The organism is Terriglobales bacterium (genome assembly GCA_035764005.1).
Classification (GTDB): domain Bacteria; phylum Acidobacteriota; class Terriglobia; order Terriglobales; family Acidobacteriaceae; genus Gp1-AA112.
Genome location: DASTZZ010000063.1, coordinates 39,291 through 59,470, shown reverse-complemented (window position 1 = coordinate 59,470; position 20,180 = coordinate 39,291). Strand labels below are relative to the sequence as shown.

At 54.3% G+C, this 20,180-nt stretch carries 12 protein-coding genes; 6 read left to right on the top strand and 6 right to left on the bottom strand.

Translation table 11 applies throughout. The features are described 5' to 3' along the window. Positions 1 to 10: 10 nt before the first annotated feature. The 5 genes from VFU50_09625 to VFU50_09605 all read right to left on the bottom strand — a co-directional run bounded on the left by VFU50_09625 (position 11) and on the right by VFU50_09605 (position 7,369). A complete protein-coding gene (locus tag VFU50_09625; protein ID HEU5233108.1) occupies positions 11 to 1,453 on the bottom strand; it encodes a UDP-glucose/GDP-mannose dehydrogenase family protein in 1,443 nt (480 codons plus the stop codon). Positions 1,454 to 1,770: 317 nt separating this feature from the next. Further along, positions 1,771 to 2,832 carry a glycosyltransferase family 2 protein gene (locus VFU50_09620; GenBank protein ID HEU5233107.1) on the bottom strand — a complete coding sequence of 354 codons (1,062 nt, stop codon included), beginning with the start codon at positions 2,830 to 2,832 and terminating at the stop codon, positions 1,771 to 1,773. A gap of 258 nt (positions 2,833 to 3,090) precedes the next feature. Next, positions 3,091 to 3,417 (bottom strand): hypothetical protein, encoded by a 327-nt coding sequence (locus VFU50_09615; protein HEU5233106.1) that lies wholly within the window; start codon positions 3,415 to 3,417, stop codon positions 3,091 to 3,093. A 182-nt stretch (positions 3,418 to 3,599) separates the two neighbouring features. Beyond that, positions 3,600 to 4,466 (bottom strand): hypothetical protein, encoded by an 867-nt coding sequence (locus tag VFU50_09610; GenBank protein HEU5233105.1) that lies wholly within the window; start codon positions 4,464 to 4,466, stop codon positions 3,600 to 3,602. After that, positions 4,463 to 7,369, bottom strand: a complete 2,907-nt coding sequence (locus VFU50_09605) for a hypothetical protein (protein ID HEU5233104.1) — start codon at positions 7,367 to 7,369, stop codon at positions 4,463 to 4,465. Before VFU50_09605 ends, VFU50_09610 begins: the two co-directional genes overlap by 4 nt. A 277-nt stretch (positions 7,370 to 7,646) precedes the next feature. Between VFU50_09605 and VFU50_09600 the strand changes: the two genes are divergently transcribed. Both VFU50_09600 and VFU50_09595 read left to right on the top strand, forming a co-directional pair. After that, positions 7,647 to 11,831 carry a tetratricopeptide repeat protein gene (locus VFU50_09600; GenBank protein ID HEU5233103.1) on the top strand — a complete coding sequence of 1,395 codons (4,185 nt, stop codon included), beginning with the start codon at positions 7,647 to 7,649 and terminating at the stop codon, positions 11,829 to 11,831. Positions 11,832 to 11,881: 50 nt separating this feature from the next. Then, on the top strand, positions 11,882 to 13,129 hold the full coding sequence (locus VFU50_09595) for a glycosyltransferase (protein HEU5233102.1): 1,248 nt from the start codon (positions 11,882 to 11,884) through the stop codon (positions 13,127 to 13,129). 121 nt (positions 13,130 to 13,250) lie between these two features. Here the strand turns inward: VFU50_09595 and VFU50_09590 are convergent, their stop codons facing one another. Beyond that, a complete protein-coding gene (locus VFU50_09590) occupies positions 13,251 to 14,429 on the bottom strand; it encodes a hypothetical protein (GenBank protein ID HEU5233101.1) in 1,179 nt (392 codons plus the stop codon). A 487-nt stretch (positions 14,430 to 14,916) separates the two neighbouring features. Here VFU50_09590 and VFU50_09585 point away from each other — a divergent pair, with 487 nt between their 5' ends. The 4 genes from VFU50_09585 to VFU50_09570 all read left to right on the top strand — a co-directional run bounded on the left by VFU50_09585 (position 14,917) and on the right by VFU50_09570 (position 20,138). Then, the gene (locus tag VFU50_09585) at positions 14,917 to 15,606 is read left to right on the top strand and encodes a PilZ domain-containing protein (GenBank protein ID HEU5233100.1); all 690 of its coding nucleotides are present in this window, start codon (positions 14,917 to 14,919) and stop codon (positions 15,604 to 15,606) included. A 506-nt stretch (positions 15,607 to 16,112) separates the two neighbouring features. Continuing rightward, positions 16,113 to 17,231 carry a hypothetical protein gene (locus tag VFU50_09580; protein HEU5233099.1) on the top strand — a complete coding sequence of 373 codons (1,119 nt, stop codon included), beginning with the start codon at positions 16,113 to 16,115 and terminating at the stop codon, positions 17,229 to 17,231. Next, positions 17,228 to 18,073 carry a methyltransferase domain-containing protein gene (locus VFU50_09575; GenBank protein HEU5233098.1) on the top strand — a complete coding sequence of 282 codons (846 nt, stop codon included), beginning with the start codon at positions 17,228 to 17,230 and terminating at the stop codon, positions 18,071 to 18,073. Before VFU50_09580 ends, VFU50_09575 begins: the two co-directional genes overlap by 4 nt. 13 nt (positions 18,074 to 18,086) lie before the next feature. Beyond that, on the top strand, positions 18,087 to 20,138 hold the full coding sequence (locus VFU50_09570; protein ID HEU5233097.1) for a TonB-dependent receptor: 2,052 nt from the start codon (positions 18,087 to 18,089) through the stop codon (positions 20,136 to 20,138). Positions 20,139 to 20,180: the final 42 nt, after the last annotated feature.

Below are 20,180 nucleotides of genomic sequence, written 5' to 3'. Positions count from 1 at the left end.
ATAGCTGTTGCTAACTCGCGTACTCAACTGCATCAGCGCCGGAGCCGTAGAAGGAGGCAGCTGTCCTTGAGAGACGATGGGTTAGCGTCATTGGGAACGCATCGGGTCGGCCAATGCTTGAATAAACAAATCCGGCCTTACCCATCTTATCGGGAGAGTAGAGATTGCGTCCGTCAATGATGACAGGAAAGCGAAGCTCTTTCTTCAAGCGATCCAGGTTTAATTCTGCGAATTGCTCCCAATCAGTGAGAATCAACAGGGCGTCGGCGCCATGGGCCGCATCGTAAGCGTCTTCAGCGAAGCGAATCGCCCCACGCAGCATTGTTTTGGCGCGCTCCATTGCGGCTGGGTCGTACGCGGCGATCGTGCAGCCTTCGCGCAACAATGATTGGACAATGTTAACCGCAGGGGACTCACGGATGTCGTCTGTTCCGCCCTTGAACGCCAGGCCGAGAACTGCGAGACGCTTGCCTTTCAGATTCCACAAAGCCCTTCGTACTTTTCGTAGAAAACGCTTCCGCTGAGTCTCATTGATGGTGCGGACCTCCTCAAGAAGACGGAAGTCATATCCGCTTTCAGCCGCCACCGCCTGAAAGGCGGAGATGTCTTTCGGGAAGCACGAGCCGCCGTAGCCGATTCCGGGGCGCAAAAAGCGTTTTCCAATGCGCGAGTCGCTGCCAACCCCTTGCACAACTTGTTCGATATCTGCCCCAACGTGCTCGCAAACGTTAGCAACCGCATTCACAAATGAGATCTTCATCGCCAGAAATGCATTCGAGGCATGCTTGATCAGTTCTGCGCTCTTGGCGCTCGTTGCGATCAATCGTGGCGATGGGTTGCCATTCCCAGAATGGAGCCGCGCCGTCGGGCTTTCATAATATCTTCCGGACGTAAGAGGGAAATAGATCTCTTGAAGCACTCTTTGAGCGCGTGGAGAATCAGCGCCGATAACGATGCGATCGGGGAACAGGAAATCTCTCACAGCCGTCCCTTCTCGCAGGAATTCCGGATTTGAAGCAACATCAAACAGCTCATGAGGAGCACCGTTTAACACCATCACACGACGAACCCATTCATTCGTGTAAACCGGCACGGTGCTCTTCTCGACGATTACTTTGTATTCATCGATAGCGCCGGCGATCCCGCAGGCCACTTGCTCTATGTAGGAAAGATCAGCATTCCCGTCCTCGGTTGGAGGAGTGCCGACGGCAATAAAAATCGCCTTGGAAGCGGAAACCGCCGCAGGCAAATCATCGGTAAACGAAAGGCGCGTTCCCGAATGAGTAGTGATCAGCTCTGGAAGCGAGTTCTCGTGAATCGGAACATTACCGTTTTTCAGCTCCGCGAGTTTGCCGAGATCGTTGTCGACCAGGATGACATCGTGCCCAATTTCGGCAAAACAAGCTCCCGCAACCAGTCCCACATATCCAGACCCTACTACCGTTATGCGCATTTGTTGACCTGCAGCGTGATGTGTAATCGTGTCCAGCAGCCGCTCTGCCTAATGTTGATGCTTTTGTAAACATCCTGTGTTGCCACCGTTTGCTTCAGGCGAAATGTTTCCAAGCTCCACGATTGAAGACCGTTGTGGCACAGGCGATGAGAGAATTCAAGAACCAGCACAAGTGCTTCAGCGAGGATATGTGGCGTTGTCGCGAATGCGCCTATGGTCGAGCATCAGATCTGCAATTCCGGCCGCTTTGCCAGACCTCTGTACGAAGCAATGAGTTCGGGCTCTAGCATTCCTACATTGGAACGTACGCAAGGCCTCTACGCTGCAGCGGGAGTCGTAACAACGCTCGCAGCCGGAGCAGCGGCGCTCGGTTGTGTCGCGGTCTCCGGCATAACAGATTTCTGGACAGCTATTGGAGCGTATTCCCGCACAAGATAGGGAGTGTCGGCCGATGAGCTGCGCAAAATGTTGTTGATTACAAAAAGAGGCCGCGCTCGAACTTCGTCATAGATTCTGCCAATGTATTCCCCTACGAAGCCAGTGCAGGTGAGTTGGAGACCTGCCACAAACATGAAGACCGTCAAAACGATTGCATACTCAAACCACGATTGCGTTCGCATGGTGGATGAGAAGCATGCGAGTAGCAGGGCAGCGCCAACACCGCTGGCAAGCACGAGCAGGAGAGTTCCACTGATCAACGCTAACTGCAGAGGCTTACAGCTGAAGCTGTAAATAGCATCGAAGGCGTACCGAAGCAGTTTTTTCCATGTGTATTTCGCAACTCCAGCGTGTCGGGCGAGGCGATCGTAATAAATCGTCTCAGTTCGGAAGCCCACGAACGTCTTCAGTCCGGGCAGGTAACGATTGCGCTCCGGCATGGAAAGGATCTGGTCGGCTACCTTGCGATCAATCAGGCCGAAAATGCCTGAGTTCATCGGAATTGGGCAATCTGCGATTTTGCCAAGCAGCTTGTAGAACAGCGGATACAAGAACTGTTTGATTCCAGCCTCTCGTCGTGATCTCCGCTCAGCGAGTACAACCTGCGCGCCGGCGTACCAGCACTCGATCATGCGAGGAATGACTGAGGGATGGTCTTGCAAGTCTCCGTCCATGGTAACAATCGCATCACCTCTGGCGACCTGCAGACCCGCCGATAGTGCTCCCTGATGCCCCCAATTTCGGGAGAGATCTACGATCACAACATGAGGATCGAGAGTTTGCTGTTGGCGCAGCAAAAACAGAGAATTATCTTCGCTGCCGTCATTCACATATACGACTTCCCACTCTTGGCCAATGGAATTCATGGCCTCCTGCATGGCCTGGTGAAGCGCAACAATGGTCTCTTGCTCGTTGTAGATAGGAACGACAACAGAGATCATGAAATCCCTTCCTCCCAATTGTTCCTCTAAGCGCGCAGCATTCCACATACCTGAATGCTTACCACCTGTCCCGCCGGATTGCGCCTTCCAGCAGCACAGGGGATGATGTTGTGGATGCTGGAGGAACTCGCGAATGTTGCCATATGAGTAATCGCTGGGCGCAGAAAAGTGTTACCAGTTTGCAACGTTTTCGCGGCTAAGGTGGTATTTCAGGTGTCGGCAGGCAGATGTTTGTGAGCGAAACCAGGGCGCTGACAATCAGGAAAGTGGAACTTCCTGCAATACGCGCACTACCCAGCGATCTTGGGCAGGAGTCATCAGAATCAAGTAGCGTTTGTTGATTTTCCCGGTGTGAATTACCCGGCTTGAACGCAGGACCTTCATCTCGAGCTGCACGTTGTCATACAAAAGAAGGGCGGCGCCGTCGGAGGGATAAAAGACTGCTTGCAGCTTGTGGGATATGTCTCTGTAACGGATCTGAATCCCGGTCTGCGACTCGTCATCGACCAATCGCCGGAATTTGTCATGGGCAACGCCCACCCAGTATTGGTCAAGCAGCTTTGGATCTCTCTCTTCGAGAGCCATGGATAAAACTTGCCATGCCTTCACATAATCTCTAGGGATCGACTGCTGTAAGGTGGGCTCCAATTGTCGCGGCCCGGCGCCGCTTATCGAGAGCTCCACACTTGGCGCACAAACAGCAGGAGCCCCGGCGCAAACGATGCTTACTAGTAGAAGAACTTTTGTGCGCGCGTGGCGAAAACAAATCACGGTGCGGCCCTCAATCGAATTTCTTTCCCCAGTGCTACACCGGAAGCGGCTGAGATTCGAACCTCGCCGCTGGCGGGTAAGTCGACCTGCGCGATTCCTTTTTTCACACTCACGTCGACGGTGGTGCGGCCTTGCTTATCCCATCCAGTAAATGTGACGACAGTGCCGTCGGGAACGAGGTTGCCTGAACAGTCTTTCACCGGGGCAGTCTGGACCCTGATCCTCCCGCTGTTGAGCGGCTCGGCGTGGATTTGCAACGTGCACGGCTCATCGGCGACGACTCTCACGACGCGAGTGGTTCGCACCCCTCCGGTGGCCGCCTCAAACCTGAGGAGTCCTTCCTTTGCGGGAGAATCCAGACTGACAGAGGCAACACCGCTACGGCTTGATGCTTGACGGTCAATCGTTCCTGCTTGAGCTCCTGACAGCTTGAAATCTACGACCAAAGACTGCGAGATTAGATTGTCATAACTATCAAATGCATACACGGCTCCCGTGATACCGGATTTCTGGGCAACAGGAGCGCGCGAAGGATGTGTGACAAAGCTCAGATGGGCAGGCGGACCGGGTGAGACGAAAAACTTTTTCGCGATTTCTCCAGCGCCGCTTGTCAGTATTAACGTGTACTCGCCTGCATCGGCGAGGTCATCGCCGGCAAGCTCGAAGGTTCTTCCCAGAACGATCGATTTTGAGACGAGATGGCTGGGTGCGACGAGGAGAGCGGTCGCGTCGCCACTTCCAGAGGTTTCGATTGAAATCTTGTCGCCGGCGACAGCTCGTTGAGGAACAATCATGTCCGCCGCCAAAGCCCAGTTGGCAGTTCCGACAATGCAGGCGAGAAGGGCGGTTCTTAGCTTTCTCATTGGAACCGCCTGCTGATGAAGTAGTTTGCAATGATGCGATAGTTCGAAAGGTCTCTCGGCGCATCACTTCGCAGTGGGATGCTGACGGGCATTGGAACCTGCGGCAACAAAGCGTGGGGAACATATGCATCGCTTACCCAAAACAGCTTTCCATTGTCATCGTAGGTTGTGAGTATTAGATGTGGCACGTTGATGATGCGGCCACCTTCGTTCACGAGATCTCCCGTCAACACAGGTTGTCCGGTCGAGTTGGTCGTGATCCGCTGATTCGTGACTCCAATCGTCGGGTCTGCGCTGGTGGAGATCAGCAGCGAGCCAGTCCGCATACGAATGTTTTTCACTTGCTGCAGCGAAACTCCAGGAAAGTCAATGCGGAATGGTGAGACCGCTTTGGGAAGGAGGACATGATTGATCTTATCGAAACTGCTCTCCTCACCAAGAAGCTTGTCGTTATCTCCGAACAGCTTTGCCTCCACTGAGACGAATGACGGAACAGTATCTTCATTTTCGATCTCGCCCATCACCACTGCAGATCCTTCATATTCGGCGGTGTTCATCGCAATCACGCGCACGCGGGGTGCATCGGCCTCCTGCGTGCCCCAATCGTCTCGGGGACCTCTACGAATCACCTCCCATTGCAAGTTGGTAATCGGGATTACTTGTGGCGGTGCGCTCTTAGCCGGGTTTGGCTGCCACTTAACGCGCCACTGACCATCATTGCGCACCAGCTTCAGATCGCGAAGCTCGTGAAACGGTCCTACTGGAGTGGACCAGGTTAAAGAGGCGCGAACTGCCGCATCGTTATCACTCTGATGGAGAACTTCGGTGTCTGCCGATTGCAATGTTGCCCAGTTCAACAGATCGTTGTTATCGCCGCTCAGATCAGTGGCGAACTGCTGCTCGGTAACCTCTGACTTGTTGGCGACGAAGTTATACGCGGCTTCGTAGTTTCGAGCTTGTACAGCGGTTATCAGCTGATGCGTAACTGAGTCGGGCGAATTCTCGTTCCCAGATCCGGAATGTACAAGGCCGGATGCCAGCGCTCCGAACGTAAACACCACAAAAAGTGCTCCGAACACGGGGGATAATCTGGCGCGGCGCCGCGCGCCAGCGTAGGTATCTTCTTCGAGCGTGAATACGACGGGGGTCTTAGCGCGCTCAGGCAGCATGACGATCAAAATGATGGCGAGAAAGCTGCACCCTACCGGCAGAGTGCCCCATAAGATTCCCTGCAGGCTTGTAGGAATCGCCTTCGGATCGATGATCACCGGCTTTGCCGGGGGCACATCATCCTTCGACCAAAGCGTTATCAATCCATTGTCGTATTCTTCGGTCGGGCGCCAGCCGGCGAATGACAACAACGGCTCATACCAGCGATCGCGCACGAAGATAAAGCGCAGCCCATATCTATCTGCATGTTTAAGTATCGCCAGCAGTGAGTTCATGCCGGCGGTTCCGAAATATTTCGCGCTGTTAAGTTGCGCTCCTCCGTAGCTTGTTAATTCCGGCAGCAGACGCGCCGAGTTGTAATCTCCGTCCACTGTTTCTGCTTTCGCGTAGGTGTTGACGCGTGACATCTCCTGTCCAAATCCGAGGGTGATGTACCGGAACTCGCTATGGTTTTCGCGATTGAGAAAGTCAATCACCGGCTGCACATCGAAAGCTGTTCCGGCCGCGATCGGATGGAACGTTGTCCAGGCCACCGCCATGGCGCAGGTCGCCGCAGCTGCAGAGAACAGCGCAATCATCGCCTTACGTCTGTACTTATCGATGAGCGCCTCCGCCGCCAGCCCGGCGAAGGGAAGCGCCATTACGCAGCCCCAAAGCGTGAATCGCTCATACGTGAGAATTTCGAACAGTCTGCCGAGCACTAATTTGGGCAATGGAGTCGTGCCGCCAAGACTGAGAATTAAAGTAAGCCAGAAACCAACGAACAGTGGACGCAGCCGGCGCCGTGTTGATCCGTAATAAAAGGTCCACGGGAGGGCGAGGATCAGCGCGCCATAAGGGATGATGAAGTAATTAATTCCCCATTCGGGATTGAGCAAGTAGTTCAACCGGCTCTGGTGGAAGATCGGCACCTGCTTGACGGGATTGTGCAGGACTGCGGCGAAAAACGGATACAGCACAATGCCGATCAGGATCATGGCGAGTACGGCGAAGACGACGGCACGCACGATCACCACTCTTGCCGATGCCCTTTGCCCCGGGGCCGCATCAGTCTGACCGTCGACAACAGCCAACCAGATCACGGGAATCGCAAACAAAGGCGAGCCCAAAACTAGTGTTATGTGGTGCGCCGCAGCCGCAGCTGCGCCCACTGTGAGTCCCTTCAGCAGTGATGGGACGCTGCCACGCCGAATCCAAAAATACAGGTAGGGAATTGCATTCAGATACAGCGCCGCAGAAGCGGTAGTTGAAAGTTGTCCCGCCTGATACACGAGAAACGAGAGGGAACCGAGAAAGACGCTGCCTAAAGCAGCAAAGCTGGCTGCCCGCTCGTTTACCCAAAGCTTCGAATAGCGATAAACACCGACCGGAACTAGCAAAATGATGACGAACTGCACTGCCAGGTACGCGAGATTTAAGCCGAGGACATGCGAGAACAGTGCGATCCACTGGTGCGGCAGCGGAGGATACATCGTCTGTGAGAATCCCGCATACCAATGTGTGTTCCAAGGATCGAACCAGTGCCGGGCATAATGGGCTGCGAAAAAGATGTGGTAATTCGCGTCATACGACCGAAGCGGCAGCTCCATCAGAATTAACGGGAGATGGACGGCCACAGCCGCAAGAAGAATAAACGCGAGCGGAATTGGCTTGGCGTGGCTACTGAGAGTCGCCGGGTCTTCAACGTAGGCATGAGAACGACTCTCACGAGGAATTTGAATGGAGTGGGCCACGAATTTTCGATTCCCGAACTGCTGGCCTGAGTTGTCTTGCAATGCGCCATCAAGTTTCACTGCAAAAACACACGAACTCCTTCAAACCCATCGAAGGAAAGAAGATGTGACGCTATCGTGACACCAGCCGGTGTCTTGGAAATCGGCTTTCTCACCCCCACAAATCCAGCAGTTCAGACGACCAGCTTGGCGAAATCGGCATCTTTGATTGTGAGACTGAGTGTCTCTCGCGTGCACAACGCTTGCAGCATCCATGATTTTAAGATTTTGTTGTCGCTTGCTTCTGCTCCCCGGCACGCTGATGCTGCTGGTTTCGTTCGCGCATGCGCAGACGGTCGAAATTGACGGACAACGAGTAGAACTGAGCCCGAAAGCTCCCAAGGCATCTGTGCCCCGCTCCGCGTCTCGTTCTAGCGGCGCGAATTCGACTGCCAATACGGTTTTCGGATGGGGATCGAATATCGGCGTAGCCCGAGAGACTCGCGCGGCGGGTCAAGCGCTCAAATCGGGAAATTTTTCCGAAGCACTTTTTTTTGCGCAGCAGGCGGCGAATTCTTCTTCGCGTGATCCCAACTCCTGGTTCCTGTTGGGATATGCAGCGCGGCTTGCCGAACGCACGCAGCTTTCCATTGACGCCTACAATCACGGCCTTCAGCTTCAACCTGGATCTATCGACGGACTTTCCGGTTTGGCGCAGACCTATATCAAAGCCGGCAATACCGAGGAAGCCAAGAGGCTGCTTGTGCGGATTCTAGCTGCCGCTCCCAAGCGGGAGAACGAGCTATTGATGGCCGGCGAATTGTTCCTGCAGTCCGGGGATGGCGAGCAAGCACTTTCTTTTCTGCGGCGCGCGGAGTCAATGCATCAGTCGCCGCGTACCGAAATTCTGACTGCTACCGCATTCATGCGTCTGAAAAAGCCTGATGGCGCGCGCGCCATGCTCGAGCGAGCGAAATCGCATGCGGCGGGCTCACCGGAGGTCGCTCGCGCGTTTGCCGCATACTATCGTGAAGCCAGGAACTATCCCGCTGCCATACAGGCGCTCTCCGCAATTCCAAATAAGAGTGCTGACCTGATCGCCGAACTTGCGTGGACGTACCAACTAAGCGGTGACAACCTAAAATCCGCGCAAACGTACTCTCTCGCTGCCGACGCCGACCCGAAGAACGTTCATTATCAACTGGAAACGGCATCAGCCTGGCTTGCTCTAGACAAAATTGAGACGGCGACTCGTTACTTGGACCGCGTAGCCCGGCTCAATCCCAATCACTACCGCCTCCACGCCATTCGCGCCGAGATTGCGAGAACCCAGGGACGGGATATGGAAGCCATGCACGAGTATGAGCTTGCTCTCGCCAATCTTCCCGAATCGGTGCCGGAAGGCCCCTTATATCCGCTGGAACTGCGGATGAGTCTCGCCAATTTGTACGAGAGCGCGAAGGACGACCCCTCCCGCAAACAGCAAATGGACCTGGCATGGAATTCCATTTTGAAATTGGACATCCAGGGAGCTGATCGCCCCGAGTTTCTGCGGCTGCGTGCGGCCATACAGGCTGGTCGCGGCGAGGCTGCCGGCGCCGAACACGATTACAAGGAGGCACTCGTACTCGCTCCCAAAAATTCCCAAATCCTGCTGGGCTATGCAGCGCTCCTCTGGCGGATTGATCGCAAGACGGATGCTCGGCAAATGTTCGCGGCAGTCCTAAAAGTGGACGGCAAAAACAGATACGCCATGATGTCTCTGGGCTATCTTGCCCGAGATTTCCGAGAGAATCGTGAGGCCGAGCGGTACTTCAATCGAGTGGCATCGCTGTATCCCAAAGATTACGAGCCTTACCTAGCGCTCGGCGATCTCTACGTAGCGGAACGAAAGTATGAAGCTGCAGAGAGCAATTACGAAACCGCGTACAAATTGTCGCCCGGCATGGCGCTCATCGTGGCTGGAGGAGCTAACAACGGAATCGAGTGGCACAGATTGGATCTCGCAGGCGCTTGGCTTAACCGAGCGGTCGGAGCCATGAACGACGAACCCCACGTGATGCGCGAACGTGAGCGCTATCTGACGTGGACGGGCAAGTACGAAGAATCGGCGGCCATCGGCCGCAAAGTGATTCAGTTCCTGCCTAACGATCGCGATGCTGCAGTCTATCTCGGGTATGACCTTTATAACCTCGGGCGTTATGACGAACTGCTGCAGCTCACTTCGAAATACGAAGTCATATTGCCAAAGGAAGCTAATTTCCCTTTGCTTTCAGGGTACGTGAAAAAACACCGCGAACTGCTTCCTCAAGCCATCGACGATTTCACGCGTGCGATGCAGCGCGATCCCCAAATGGTAGAAGCCTATGTGAACCGCGGCTATGTGCTCAACGACATGCAGAATGCCGAACAGGCAGCAGAGGACTTCAATCGTGCGCTGAAGTTATCGCCGAATGATGGCGTAGCCCATTTGGGCATTGCGTTTTCCTATCTCGAGCTGCGACGTCCCAAACTGACACTCGATCACGCCGAAAAAGCGCGCCAGCTAATGGGAGATTCTGCTCCCACACACCTGGCGATGGCGGGGGCTTATCGCCAGCAGCAGCTTTTCGGCAGAGCCGCTGACGAATATCGGGCGGCGCTGAAGCTCGCTCCCACAGATCAGACCCTTCACCTCGCACTCGCCGATGTCCTTTTCCACGAGCATCGTTACAACGACGCGGCGGATGAATACAAGGAAGCGCTGGCTGCGTCCCCTGAGGATCCATTCCTGTACGCGCAGCTTGCCAATACCTACGCGCACCTGCGAAACCGCGAGCTGACGTACCAGTATGTGTCCGCCGCGGAACAGGAAGGTGCGGAAGACTCGTCTGTATTGCAAGCAACAGCCGGAGCTCTACTCTCGCTGGGCGATCGCGATGCTGCTCTCGAGCGCTTTCAACACGCTCTTGATTTACCCGATGCTGATCGCTTCTCGATCCGATTGGGGCTCGCTGAACTCTTCGTGATAGACGGGCGCTTCGAGGAAGCACGCCAGCAACTCGGTCTCGGTTTAGCCGAAGCTCGGATTGGCGACACACAGCCGATCACAGCCGAGCAGTTCGCTCAAGCCGCGAGTCTGCTGCTAAGCATGCATGATTTCGATACTTCGCGCCGCCTCTATAAAGCGGCCGAAAATGCCGGCGCCGACGCTCGCGTCATAGCCGTGGGTGTGGCGAACACGTATCTCGCCGAAGGACTCACACAAAAAGCAAAATCACAGTTGCTGGCGCTCGGCAATCCCGCAGACCTGCAAGAAAACTATGACTATCAGCTGGCCATGGCGAATGTCTTCCGCCAGGAAGGGAACAGCGCGATGGCGCTCTCCGCGATGAGCCGAGCTTCAGCTCTGGTGGCCGATGACGAAACGGTTCGCCGCGATGAATTGGATGTGGCCGCACAAGCGGGACTGCCGGTAAAGGGAGGATTCAACGTAATATCCGATTCGTCATTCTCGCCGATCTTCGAGGATGCAACCATCTATCAGCTTGACGCTCGGATGTTCGGCGTCTCCAATCCCAGTCAGCTCCCAACGCCGCGTTACTCGTACGAGAGTCGCAGTACCGCATACTTTCGCGCGCAACCTGAGGCATTCCCACTGATCACGGGCATTGTCGAAGAGCGAAACGCACGCGGCGAGGTTTCTTTCCCGAGCGCCAACACGATTCTGAATCGCGACACCTACGACACCACCTTCAACTCGACCTTGAATCCAGTGCTGCACATCGGGTCGACAAAACTGCATCTTAGCGCCGGGTTGCAGTTCACCGTTCGCCGGGACAAAGCCTCTCCTACTGAATTAAATCAGGATCTCTTTCGTCAGTTCGTCTATCTGACGACGAGCCCAATTTCCAATTGGCTGGAAGTCAGCGGCGATCTGATTCATGAAGCTGGCCCGTTTACTCTCCAGCCCGATAGTTCCAAGGACGATGCCGCGCATCTGCGCTTCCGTGTTGGCCGGCCATGGGGAAAAACTGCTCTGATTACCGGTTACGGCATACGCGACCTGCAACTTCATCCAAGTATCCGCGAATACTTCTCGACCAATGCATATGGCGGAATTGAACACACATTCAGTAGGAACTGGAAAGCAACCGGCCTCGCGGAACTCATCAGGTCCTGGCGAGTGCAAGACACAACTTACGCAATCGCGCAGGCGGTGCGACCATCGCTGGAAGTGGAATATCGGCGTAACAGCCGTTGGAGTTTTGACGGCTCCTTTGCTATGACGCGCGGGTTTGGAATGCATAACTACGACAATGTCGAAGGCGGATTTCTTCTTTCATATACCAAACCATGGCGTGGGAGAGATGCAGTATTACCGGATACGACAGTGGATTATCCGCTGCGCTTCTCAATCGGAGTTCGCACCCAGAGTTTTTATGACTTTGGAGCAGGAGCGCACAACACGATTGTGCCCGTATTTCGAATCAGTTTGTTTTAGCGCGGCACTAATGTGGAATTAGGAAAATACCAACCGAACCTGGGGACTCGATGAAAATCTGTTACGTGAGCACCTTTCCTCCAAGCGAGAGAATGCTGAATGAATATGCGTTTCACATCGTCAGAACGGTTAAAGACGATGCTTCGAACAGCATCACAGTTCTGGCCGACGAGCAGCAAGGCCCAGTTCGGGAACTTGACGGATTCAATGTAGTCCGCACCTGGCAGTTCAACAGCCTTTCCAACCCGTTTCGAATTCTTGCCAAGGTTCGCGAGCTCAAGCCGGACGTAGTCTGGTTCAATCTTTTGTTTGCAACGTTTGGGAATCAACTAAATCCAGCCGCGGCATTTTCGGGTTTGCTCGCGCCAGCGCTCGTACGTACCGCTGGATATCAGACTCACATCACTTTGCATCACCTGATGGACCACGTAAACCTCGAGGACGCGGGTGTGCGCAACCAATTTCTCTATCGACTCGCCGGGTGGGCGGCAACTAAGGCGCTGCTTCAGGCAGATTCCGTGACCGTTCTTTTGCCAGGTTATCGGAGAACCTTAGTCGAGAAGTACAAAGCTAAAAATGCTTATTTCAGTCCACATGGCATCTTCTGCTCGCGTCCCGAGCCACCTACTATGGAACGACGCGGCAATCCGGAACACCGCCTTCTCGCACTCGGACACTGGGGTACCTACAAGCGCCTTGAGATGCTAATGGACACCTTTCCTCAGATTGCCGCTAAAATTCCCAATGCAAAACTGATCGTAGCGGGCTGCGATCATCCCATCACTCCGGGATACATCGAATCCATCGCGCAGAAGTATCGACATGATTCCCGCATCGAGTTTGCTGGATACATTCCTGAAGAGCAGATTCCAGAGCTATTCCGGACTACCTCTCTGTTGCTGATGCCGTATTCTTCCTCGACCGGATCGAGCGGAGTTGCTCATCAGGCAGCCGAGTACGGGGTGCCGATTGTCTGCGCTGATCTACCCGAGTTCCGTGAGATGGGGGAACAAGAGGGACTGGCAATTCAGTTCTACGATGCAAACAACAGCTCTTCTTTTGTTGATAGCGTCGTCGACCTGCTCAATTCGCGCTCGCGTCTAGAAGAAATGTCCCGCAGAAATTATCACGCGGCAGAGCGCATGACGTTACCCTTCATTGTCCAAGGCTATCTTGAGCTCTTCAGGAACAGCATGCGAAAGAACAGTCGAACACGCGGGTTCGCGGAACCTGCCGTAGTCCGATCCCCAGGCGTCGCTCCTTCTGAGTCAGACACCACGGCGCAGGCATTCGATTAGCGGTTCAAGAATCGATCTGCGCCTCTCTCCGCAAAGATTCCGATGCGAAACAGGATGTGCCCTCCCAACGGAGGGCACGGTTCCGCTAAAGTTGGTTGTCAACGCGCATCTCCCCCGGCCTTCAAGGCCGATAAGAGACTGCGTTGGAGATCTGATTGCGCAACGATGGTTTGCCAACTGCTTTCACGTAGAACGTGTATGCAGCATGCTGAAACTTAAATCGAGACAAATCCAGCGTGCGCGTCCCGGCAGGAACATCGCCTAGGCTGCTGAGATTGGTACCGTCTTGGGAAACAAAAATGGTGTAGTGGTCTATTGTGTTTTCCTGGCCGTTGATGCTCCAGGCGAGCGTCGAGCCGCTGACCTGTGCCGAAACGCTGAGACAGTTGTCGATCCCAGTCTCGATCGCGGTCCCTTCTTCGTAATCGTTCCACGTGACAACCTGCATGTAAGGAAGGGGCTGGGAGGATGAATAGTACTTATTCGCCATGGCGAAGGTATTCAGCCACTCTTGGCCGCACTGCTGATCAAGAAAACGATTTTGCCCCCACGCAGCAAGGGAGTCGTTGAAGCCTTTGCTTACGAAACCGTAGGTGGGCTTATTTAGCGCCAGAGCATTGGAATAGAAGTAGTCCTCATACGCTGGCGGCTGATCCGGACCCCATGCATAAGCGCCGCTGGATCCTGTTGCGCTAAAGCCGCTCACATTGCGAAAGATGAAAGCAGGTCCACCCTGCACGCCGGCAAGCACCGCGTTCCAATCTATGGGAAATGTCTCAAGACCAAAAGGAAACACGACGGGCTTTCCGTTCAGGCGCATATAGTTGGGCGAGGTAAAGTACGTGCTCGCCGCATAATTGAGGTCGGCGATGAGTTTGGCTGTAGGATCGGCTACGCCGGTGTACGCCCCCGAATCCGGCATCAGCGCGAACTGAAAACCGGGATGCTGCTCCACCTCTTTCATCAGTCCTTGCGTAGGTTGATCGAGGGATGCTGCTGAGTACCAATCGACAATCACCCCGTCGATACCGCGACTCACCATATCAGTCACCTGGCGCTGAAGTTCGTTTGGATCGCCAGATGAGTAGCCGACATTGATGTGACTCGCATTTCCCCACCACGGCACCCAATTTGCGTAAATCTTCGTGGCCGAACCTGCATACAACAACGAGCGTATTGGCGCCTTGGAAACATTGCCGGCAGCGATATTGCCGTTGGTAGTGCCGACAAATGTGTCGGCTGTGCTCGTGTTGTTCCCAGTTTCAACAGCAAGCGTGGTGGTGGGGGTTGGGAGGCCCACTGTCGGAGTAGTCGAAGAGCCAGAACTGCTGGAATCGGTGGTCGATGATGTTGTATTTGGGGAGGAAAGCGCGTTAGAAGCCGCTCCCGACCCACAGCCGGTGAGCCAGATACCCAGGACGAAAATAGCTGCTGCCTTCCCGATTACCCATAAACGCAAATCAAGACTCCTGGCCGGAAGTGCCGACCGAGGGTCACAGTATTAGTTCCAATGGGTTACATCGATTGACTGAACACCCTACTACCATCGGAAATAACCCCGTACGGGGAAATAGGGGATTCGCCTGCCAAGGATGTGAAGCACATAAGCTGAACGACGGGATAAGGGCTGCTTTTTTGATCGGTCAACGATCCTGAGCTGATTTGCAGATTCGCTCAGGATTACTCCCGTAACCTCCGCCTGAGTTCGAATGTAATTTTCGAGCTGATGAATTACACGCGTACCGGATTCTCGATGTACCTTTTGGATAGCAAAGCAGGCGCGCATTATGCAGGCCACAGCCCTACTCGTATCCGACGACCTGATTCTGCGCAGCGAGATAAAGCCAGTGCTGTACGAGGCCAGTATTGCCTGTCAGTGTTGTGAGATTACGAGCTTTGATCGTGTAATTTCACGCGGCAAGGTTGAATGTATTTTGCTCGACATCTGTGATCCGGCGAAGTTTTCGGATGTGATAACGAAGCTGAGAGCTGAAAAATTCAATCGCTATGCCATCGTTCTGGCGCTTGCTGACGATGCGCACCGAGCGGCTCTGTCCAAGATTTCAGGTGTGAACTTCTTCATTTCCAAGTCTGCGCAGCTCTTGCCCGAATTGAGGCAAGCGCTTAATTCGGCGCGCGCACTGATCATGCATGAAAAGCGCCGTTATTGTCGTCATCCAGTCGATCTAGTTGCGGAAGTGTTCTGCAACGGACAAGCTGCGCGCGTCAAAATGATTGACCTGAGTGCTCGAGGAGCGTGCCTTGACTGCAATGGTATCCCGGTGAACAAGACGTTGCAGCTTGCGTTTGTTCTCCCCGGAATGAGCCAGAGACTCGAAATCGGTGCGACCGTGGCATGGACAAAAGGTACGACAGTTGGAGCTGAATTTACGAGTGTAACCGGCGACTCCGACAGAGCTCTGAAGGCGTGGTTGCGAGAGAGAGAAGCTGAATCTCCGGCTCTTTCTTGGCGTTAACACCTGCCCTCGACAGGGCAGCCCTGTTGTATTCCTCCCAGGAGCGATTCCGAGCCCCAAGGCACGGCTCGGGAAAATTCCGCTTTTTAATTGAATCTGCACGTTGTTAGTGGCAAGTCCTTGTGATCTCACCGCATTCCCTCCGCGTTACCTCCGGAAGCGGAGAAGTTACCCGGCGCCAAATGAAACGAGTACTCGGGTAATGCGCAGGCACCCATAAACGTAAGCGTCTTCGCAGAGACCTCGACCAGGCCGCCCTCGAACGCTACGGTACGTGACTCGCTCAATAAATATGGGGCGTCTGCGGACAATTTCTTACCTTCGTAACTTGTTTGCCATGAGTGACTTTGAGACGATGACCCGACGGTAAATGCATCCGTGTTGCCGATGAGACTCGGAGCCCTCCCCTCGATTCGGCTGCCCTGGTTGGTGTCAACGCCTAGGCTGCCTGCGTCGGAAATGAACGGATTGGCTCAGCGGCGCGGAGAGTTGGGGAGACTTCGAGGATGGCCACAGCAGTACCAGATCAACTCGTAGATGCAAGTTCGCACATTTCCGACGTCTATGCTGGCTATGGCGTTCAGATGAACGCCCTGTCAGTAGAGGAACTGTTTGAACTGTATGAGCGCTCAGGATTTCTATATCCGGAGAAAGCAGCACGTCTCCGCCCCCACATTGCAAAGATAAAAGATAACTGGCGTCGCATGCTGGCCTCTGAGGATGCTCTCGTCTCGGTTCTCACGGCTGGTGATTCGTACCATGGCACGGCGTCGCTCACGGTGTGGCGAACTGCGCAGCGCGGTTCGACGCTGCAGCATTTGGTCAGTGAAAACAATCCTTTCGCTTCGCGCGCGGTGATGCTCGCCTCCGGTGCCGCAAGCATGGCGAACCGGAACGAAGATTCTGGACAGAACTGGTTTCGTCCGCAAAATCGATTTCCCGCTCGGGTATTTGGATCGGTGGTCGAGGCGGTGGGTCCGGCTCGCTCCTCCGTACAGCGACTCAGCTACTTTGCCTTATCGCGCACCCTCTCATATGTCCCGAACCCGGACGTCTATGTCGCCGCCTACGAAGGGCAGCAGAAGGCAACTTTGTGCGCACTCGCCGCGGCCGTCCGTGGACAAATCTATGTCGTTGCTGAGGGCTTGGCCGGAGACGTGGAGTTTGCCGGTATCAATCAACTCTATCGTCGCGTCGGTCTTCGCAGGACAAGACACGTTTGGCTCGCATATCGAACTCGTACTCAGGAAGTTCTTGGGGCAGTCATCGCCTATCGTGGACCGTTGGGAGTGAATTTCAGTTACCTTGAGAATCGCTGCGATCTTCTGATCAGTCATAAAGTTTCCCAGACTGAGACTACTGCTGTTGCACGTGCGCTGCTGCGCGCCGCTGTTGGTGCGTATCAGGACTTCGAACTCGAAGAAATCCCGTTGATCGCCGACGATCACTCGGCCCAGGCATGCCGTCAGTTAGGAGCAGAGTTCCTGCGCCATTACTGCCAGGGAATTTGGCTAAAGGATGGGTGCTCGGCCTTTTATCACCATATCGACGGTTTCTACTCGCGCTTGCTGCAGCGAGCGGAAAAACAGAGCGTGCGAGAAGCGCTTGTGGGAAGTCGCCAATGACGAATACCGCATACGCAGTTGACTACATCATGGATGATCCACGCGAGGCGATGCGCCTCGAGATGAAAGTGGATCCAGTTGCATGGGTGGATAAGTATGTAGCCGATCGTGTTGCTCCCGGTTCTGAAGTCCTTTCAGTAGGCTGTGGCCCGGGATTAATGCTTGGTGAAATTTCCAAGCTCGATCGCTCGATTCGTGGAACAGGAATTGATATCAGTGCTAGTCGCGTGCAGGCCGCGAAGCAGAAGAATGCCGGCAACCGACAACTGAAGTTCGTGTGCGGTGATGCTCATGAAATGCAGTTTGCTCGGAACAGTTTCGATTTTGTCTATTCCCGCATGCTTTTTCAGTACTTACAAAAGAAAGAGCAGGCAATGGATGAGATCGTTCGTGTCTGCCGGCCAGGCGGCACTGTTTTACTGCAGGATCTCGACGGGCAGCTCTTGTGGAATTATCCCGAAGAACCCGCTCTCCAGAGTGCTCTTGAGCAAGTGCTCGGAACCCTTGGCAAGACTGGCTTTGACCCATTCGTAGGTAGAAAACTCTTTCGTCTGGCGCAACGCGCAGGTCTCGAAAATCTGAAAGTCCAGGTGGAGTGCTATCACCTGATTGCCGGCGAACCTTCTCCTGCAATTCTGGAACAGTGGAAGCTAAAACTGGATATCGCTCTACCCCAAATCACTCATGTCCTGGGAAGCGAACGCAAAGCCCGGGAACAGGTTGACAGATTCATCGAGTACCTTTCGCGACCTGACACTCTCACTTATTCCAATGTGTTTACCGTGACCGGAGAGAAACCATTTTTAGAGTCGTACCCGCAAAAGGCCCCAATTAAAGCATGAAGGGACAGTAACTATGTCATCCGCCAACCCCCAAACCGTTCGATTCATGAGACAGGTGCTTGCACTTGTGCTGCTGTTTACGACCAGCACGTTTGCGGCGCCGCAGCAGAGCGATCTTCCTGACGTCACCGCCATGAGCATGGAAGATCTCATGAATATGCAGGTCACCTCAGTCTCCAAGAGGAGCCAGAAACTAGCCGACGCGGCAGCCGCTGTGTTCGTAATCACACAAGACGACATCCGTCGCTCCGGCGCGACCAGCATACCCGAAGCATTGCGAATGGTGCCTGGAATTCAGGTGGCCCGCATCGACGAAAACAAGTGGGCAATCGCCTCGCGCGGATTCAACGGACGCTTCGACAACAAGCTGTTGGTGCTCATTGATGGCCGCAGTGTCTATACGCCTCTCTTCTCGGGGGTGTATTGGAACGTTCAAGACGTGATGCTCGAGGATGTTGATCGCATCGAAGTCATCCGCGGCCCCGGAGCGACACTGTGGGGCGCGAACGCGGTTGATGGCGTGATAAACATCATTACGAAGTCGGCACAGTCGACGCAGTCGGCCGTAGTGACTGCGGGCGGCGGAACAGAAGAACGGGGAGCAACAAACGTTCGTTACGGTGGAAAGCTCAACAAAGATACTTACTATCGAGCTTACGGCAAGTACTTCAATATTGGCCCTTCAAATTATCCGGGTACAGATATTACTGCTAACGACAATTGGGACGCCTGGCGCGGCGGCTTCCGAACTGACTGGTCGCCGTCCGGACCCGACTCGTTGACCCTGCAAGGGGATGTCCATCGCAGCAAATTTGGCGAAACTCTGACTATCCCGGCCCTGACAGCTCCGTTTAGCGACACTTTCCCGAATCAAGGCAGCTTCAGCGGCGGAAACATTCTGGGACGCTGGAACCACTCGTTCGCGACCTCGACGATGTCATTACAGATGTATTACGACCATACCAAGCTCATCGACGATTCTCTGTTCTCTGATCGGCAGAATATCTTCGATATCGATTTCCAGCATTCGTTCCACCCTGGTTCGAACCACGAAGTGGTGTGGGGACTTGGTTACCGCGCGATCAACGACAACAACGATTCGAGCTTTACAGTTGCAATAGAACCGAACCAACTTACACTCAACCAATTCAGTGCTTTTGCTCAAGATGAAATCAGCTTTGCCGACCGGCGTCTGCGTTTGACGCTAGGCAGCAAACTGGAACATAACCAATTCACCGGGTTTGAAGTCGAACCGAATGCGCGCCTGTTGTGGAACCTGACCAAGACGCAATCGGTATGGACTGCGGTATCACGAGCGGTTCGCACACCCGCAATCACAGAAGAGGGTCTGCAATTGAACTCTCAGGTGATTCCGCCGGGCGGTCCCGGCAATCCGGCTCCCTTGCCTGCGGTCGTCGCCATATTGGGAAATCATGATTTCAAATCAGAAGACCTGCTGGCATACGAGCTGGGATATCGCATGCAGGTTTCGAGCAACTTCTCAGCGGATGTTGCCACTTTCTACAATCAATATTCCCATTTGAGAACCGCAGAGCCGGGTCAGCCTACGATTGAAGGCAATCCAATTCCGACCGATGTTCTGGTTCCGTTCTACGCAGCCAACAACATGGGCGGCGGCACTTACGGCGGAGAAATCTTCGGCGATTGGCGAGTAGTGCCTAAATGGCGGCTTCTTGGCTCTTACAGCTATCTGCAGATGAGCCTTAGAAAGAATTCGAACAGCCTTGATCCTCTTCCCGATAACCCGGCAGGATCGAGCCCGCATAATCAAGTGTACTTGCGGTCTTCATTGGACCTTGGTAGGCATTTTGAGCACGATTTCATCGTGCGTCACGTCGGTAGTCTGCCGGGTTTGAGTATTCCCAGCTACAACTCGCTCGATATGCACCTGAGCTGGAAGGCGGGATCTGGCGTGGAGCTCTCTATTGGTAGCCAGAATCTGCTCAACAATCGCCATCTGGAGTTCCTGCCGGACTTCATTAACACGGCTCCCACAGAAGTGAAGCGCACCGTATACGGGCAAATTACGTGGAGAGTCGACTAACGCAGTAAGCAGTCTGTTATTCATTTTCGGCGATAGAGTTTC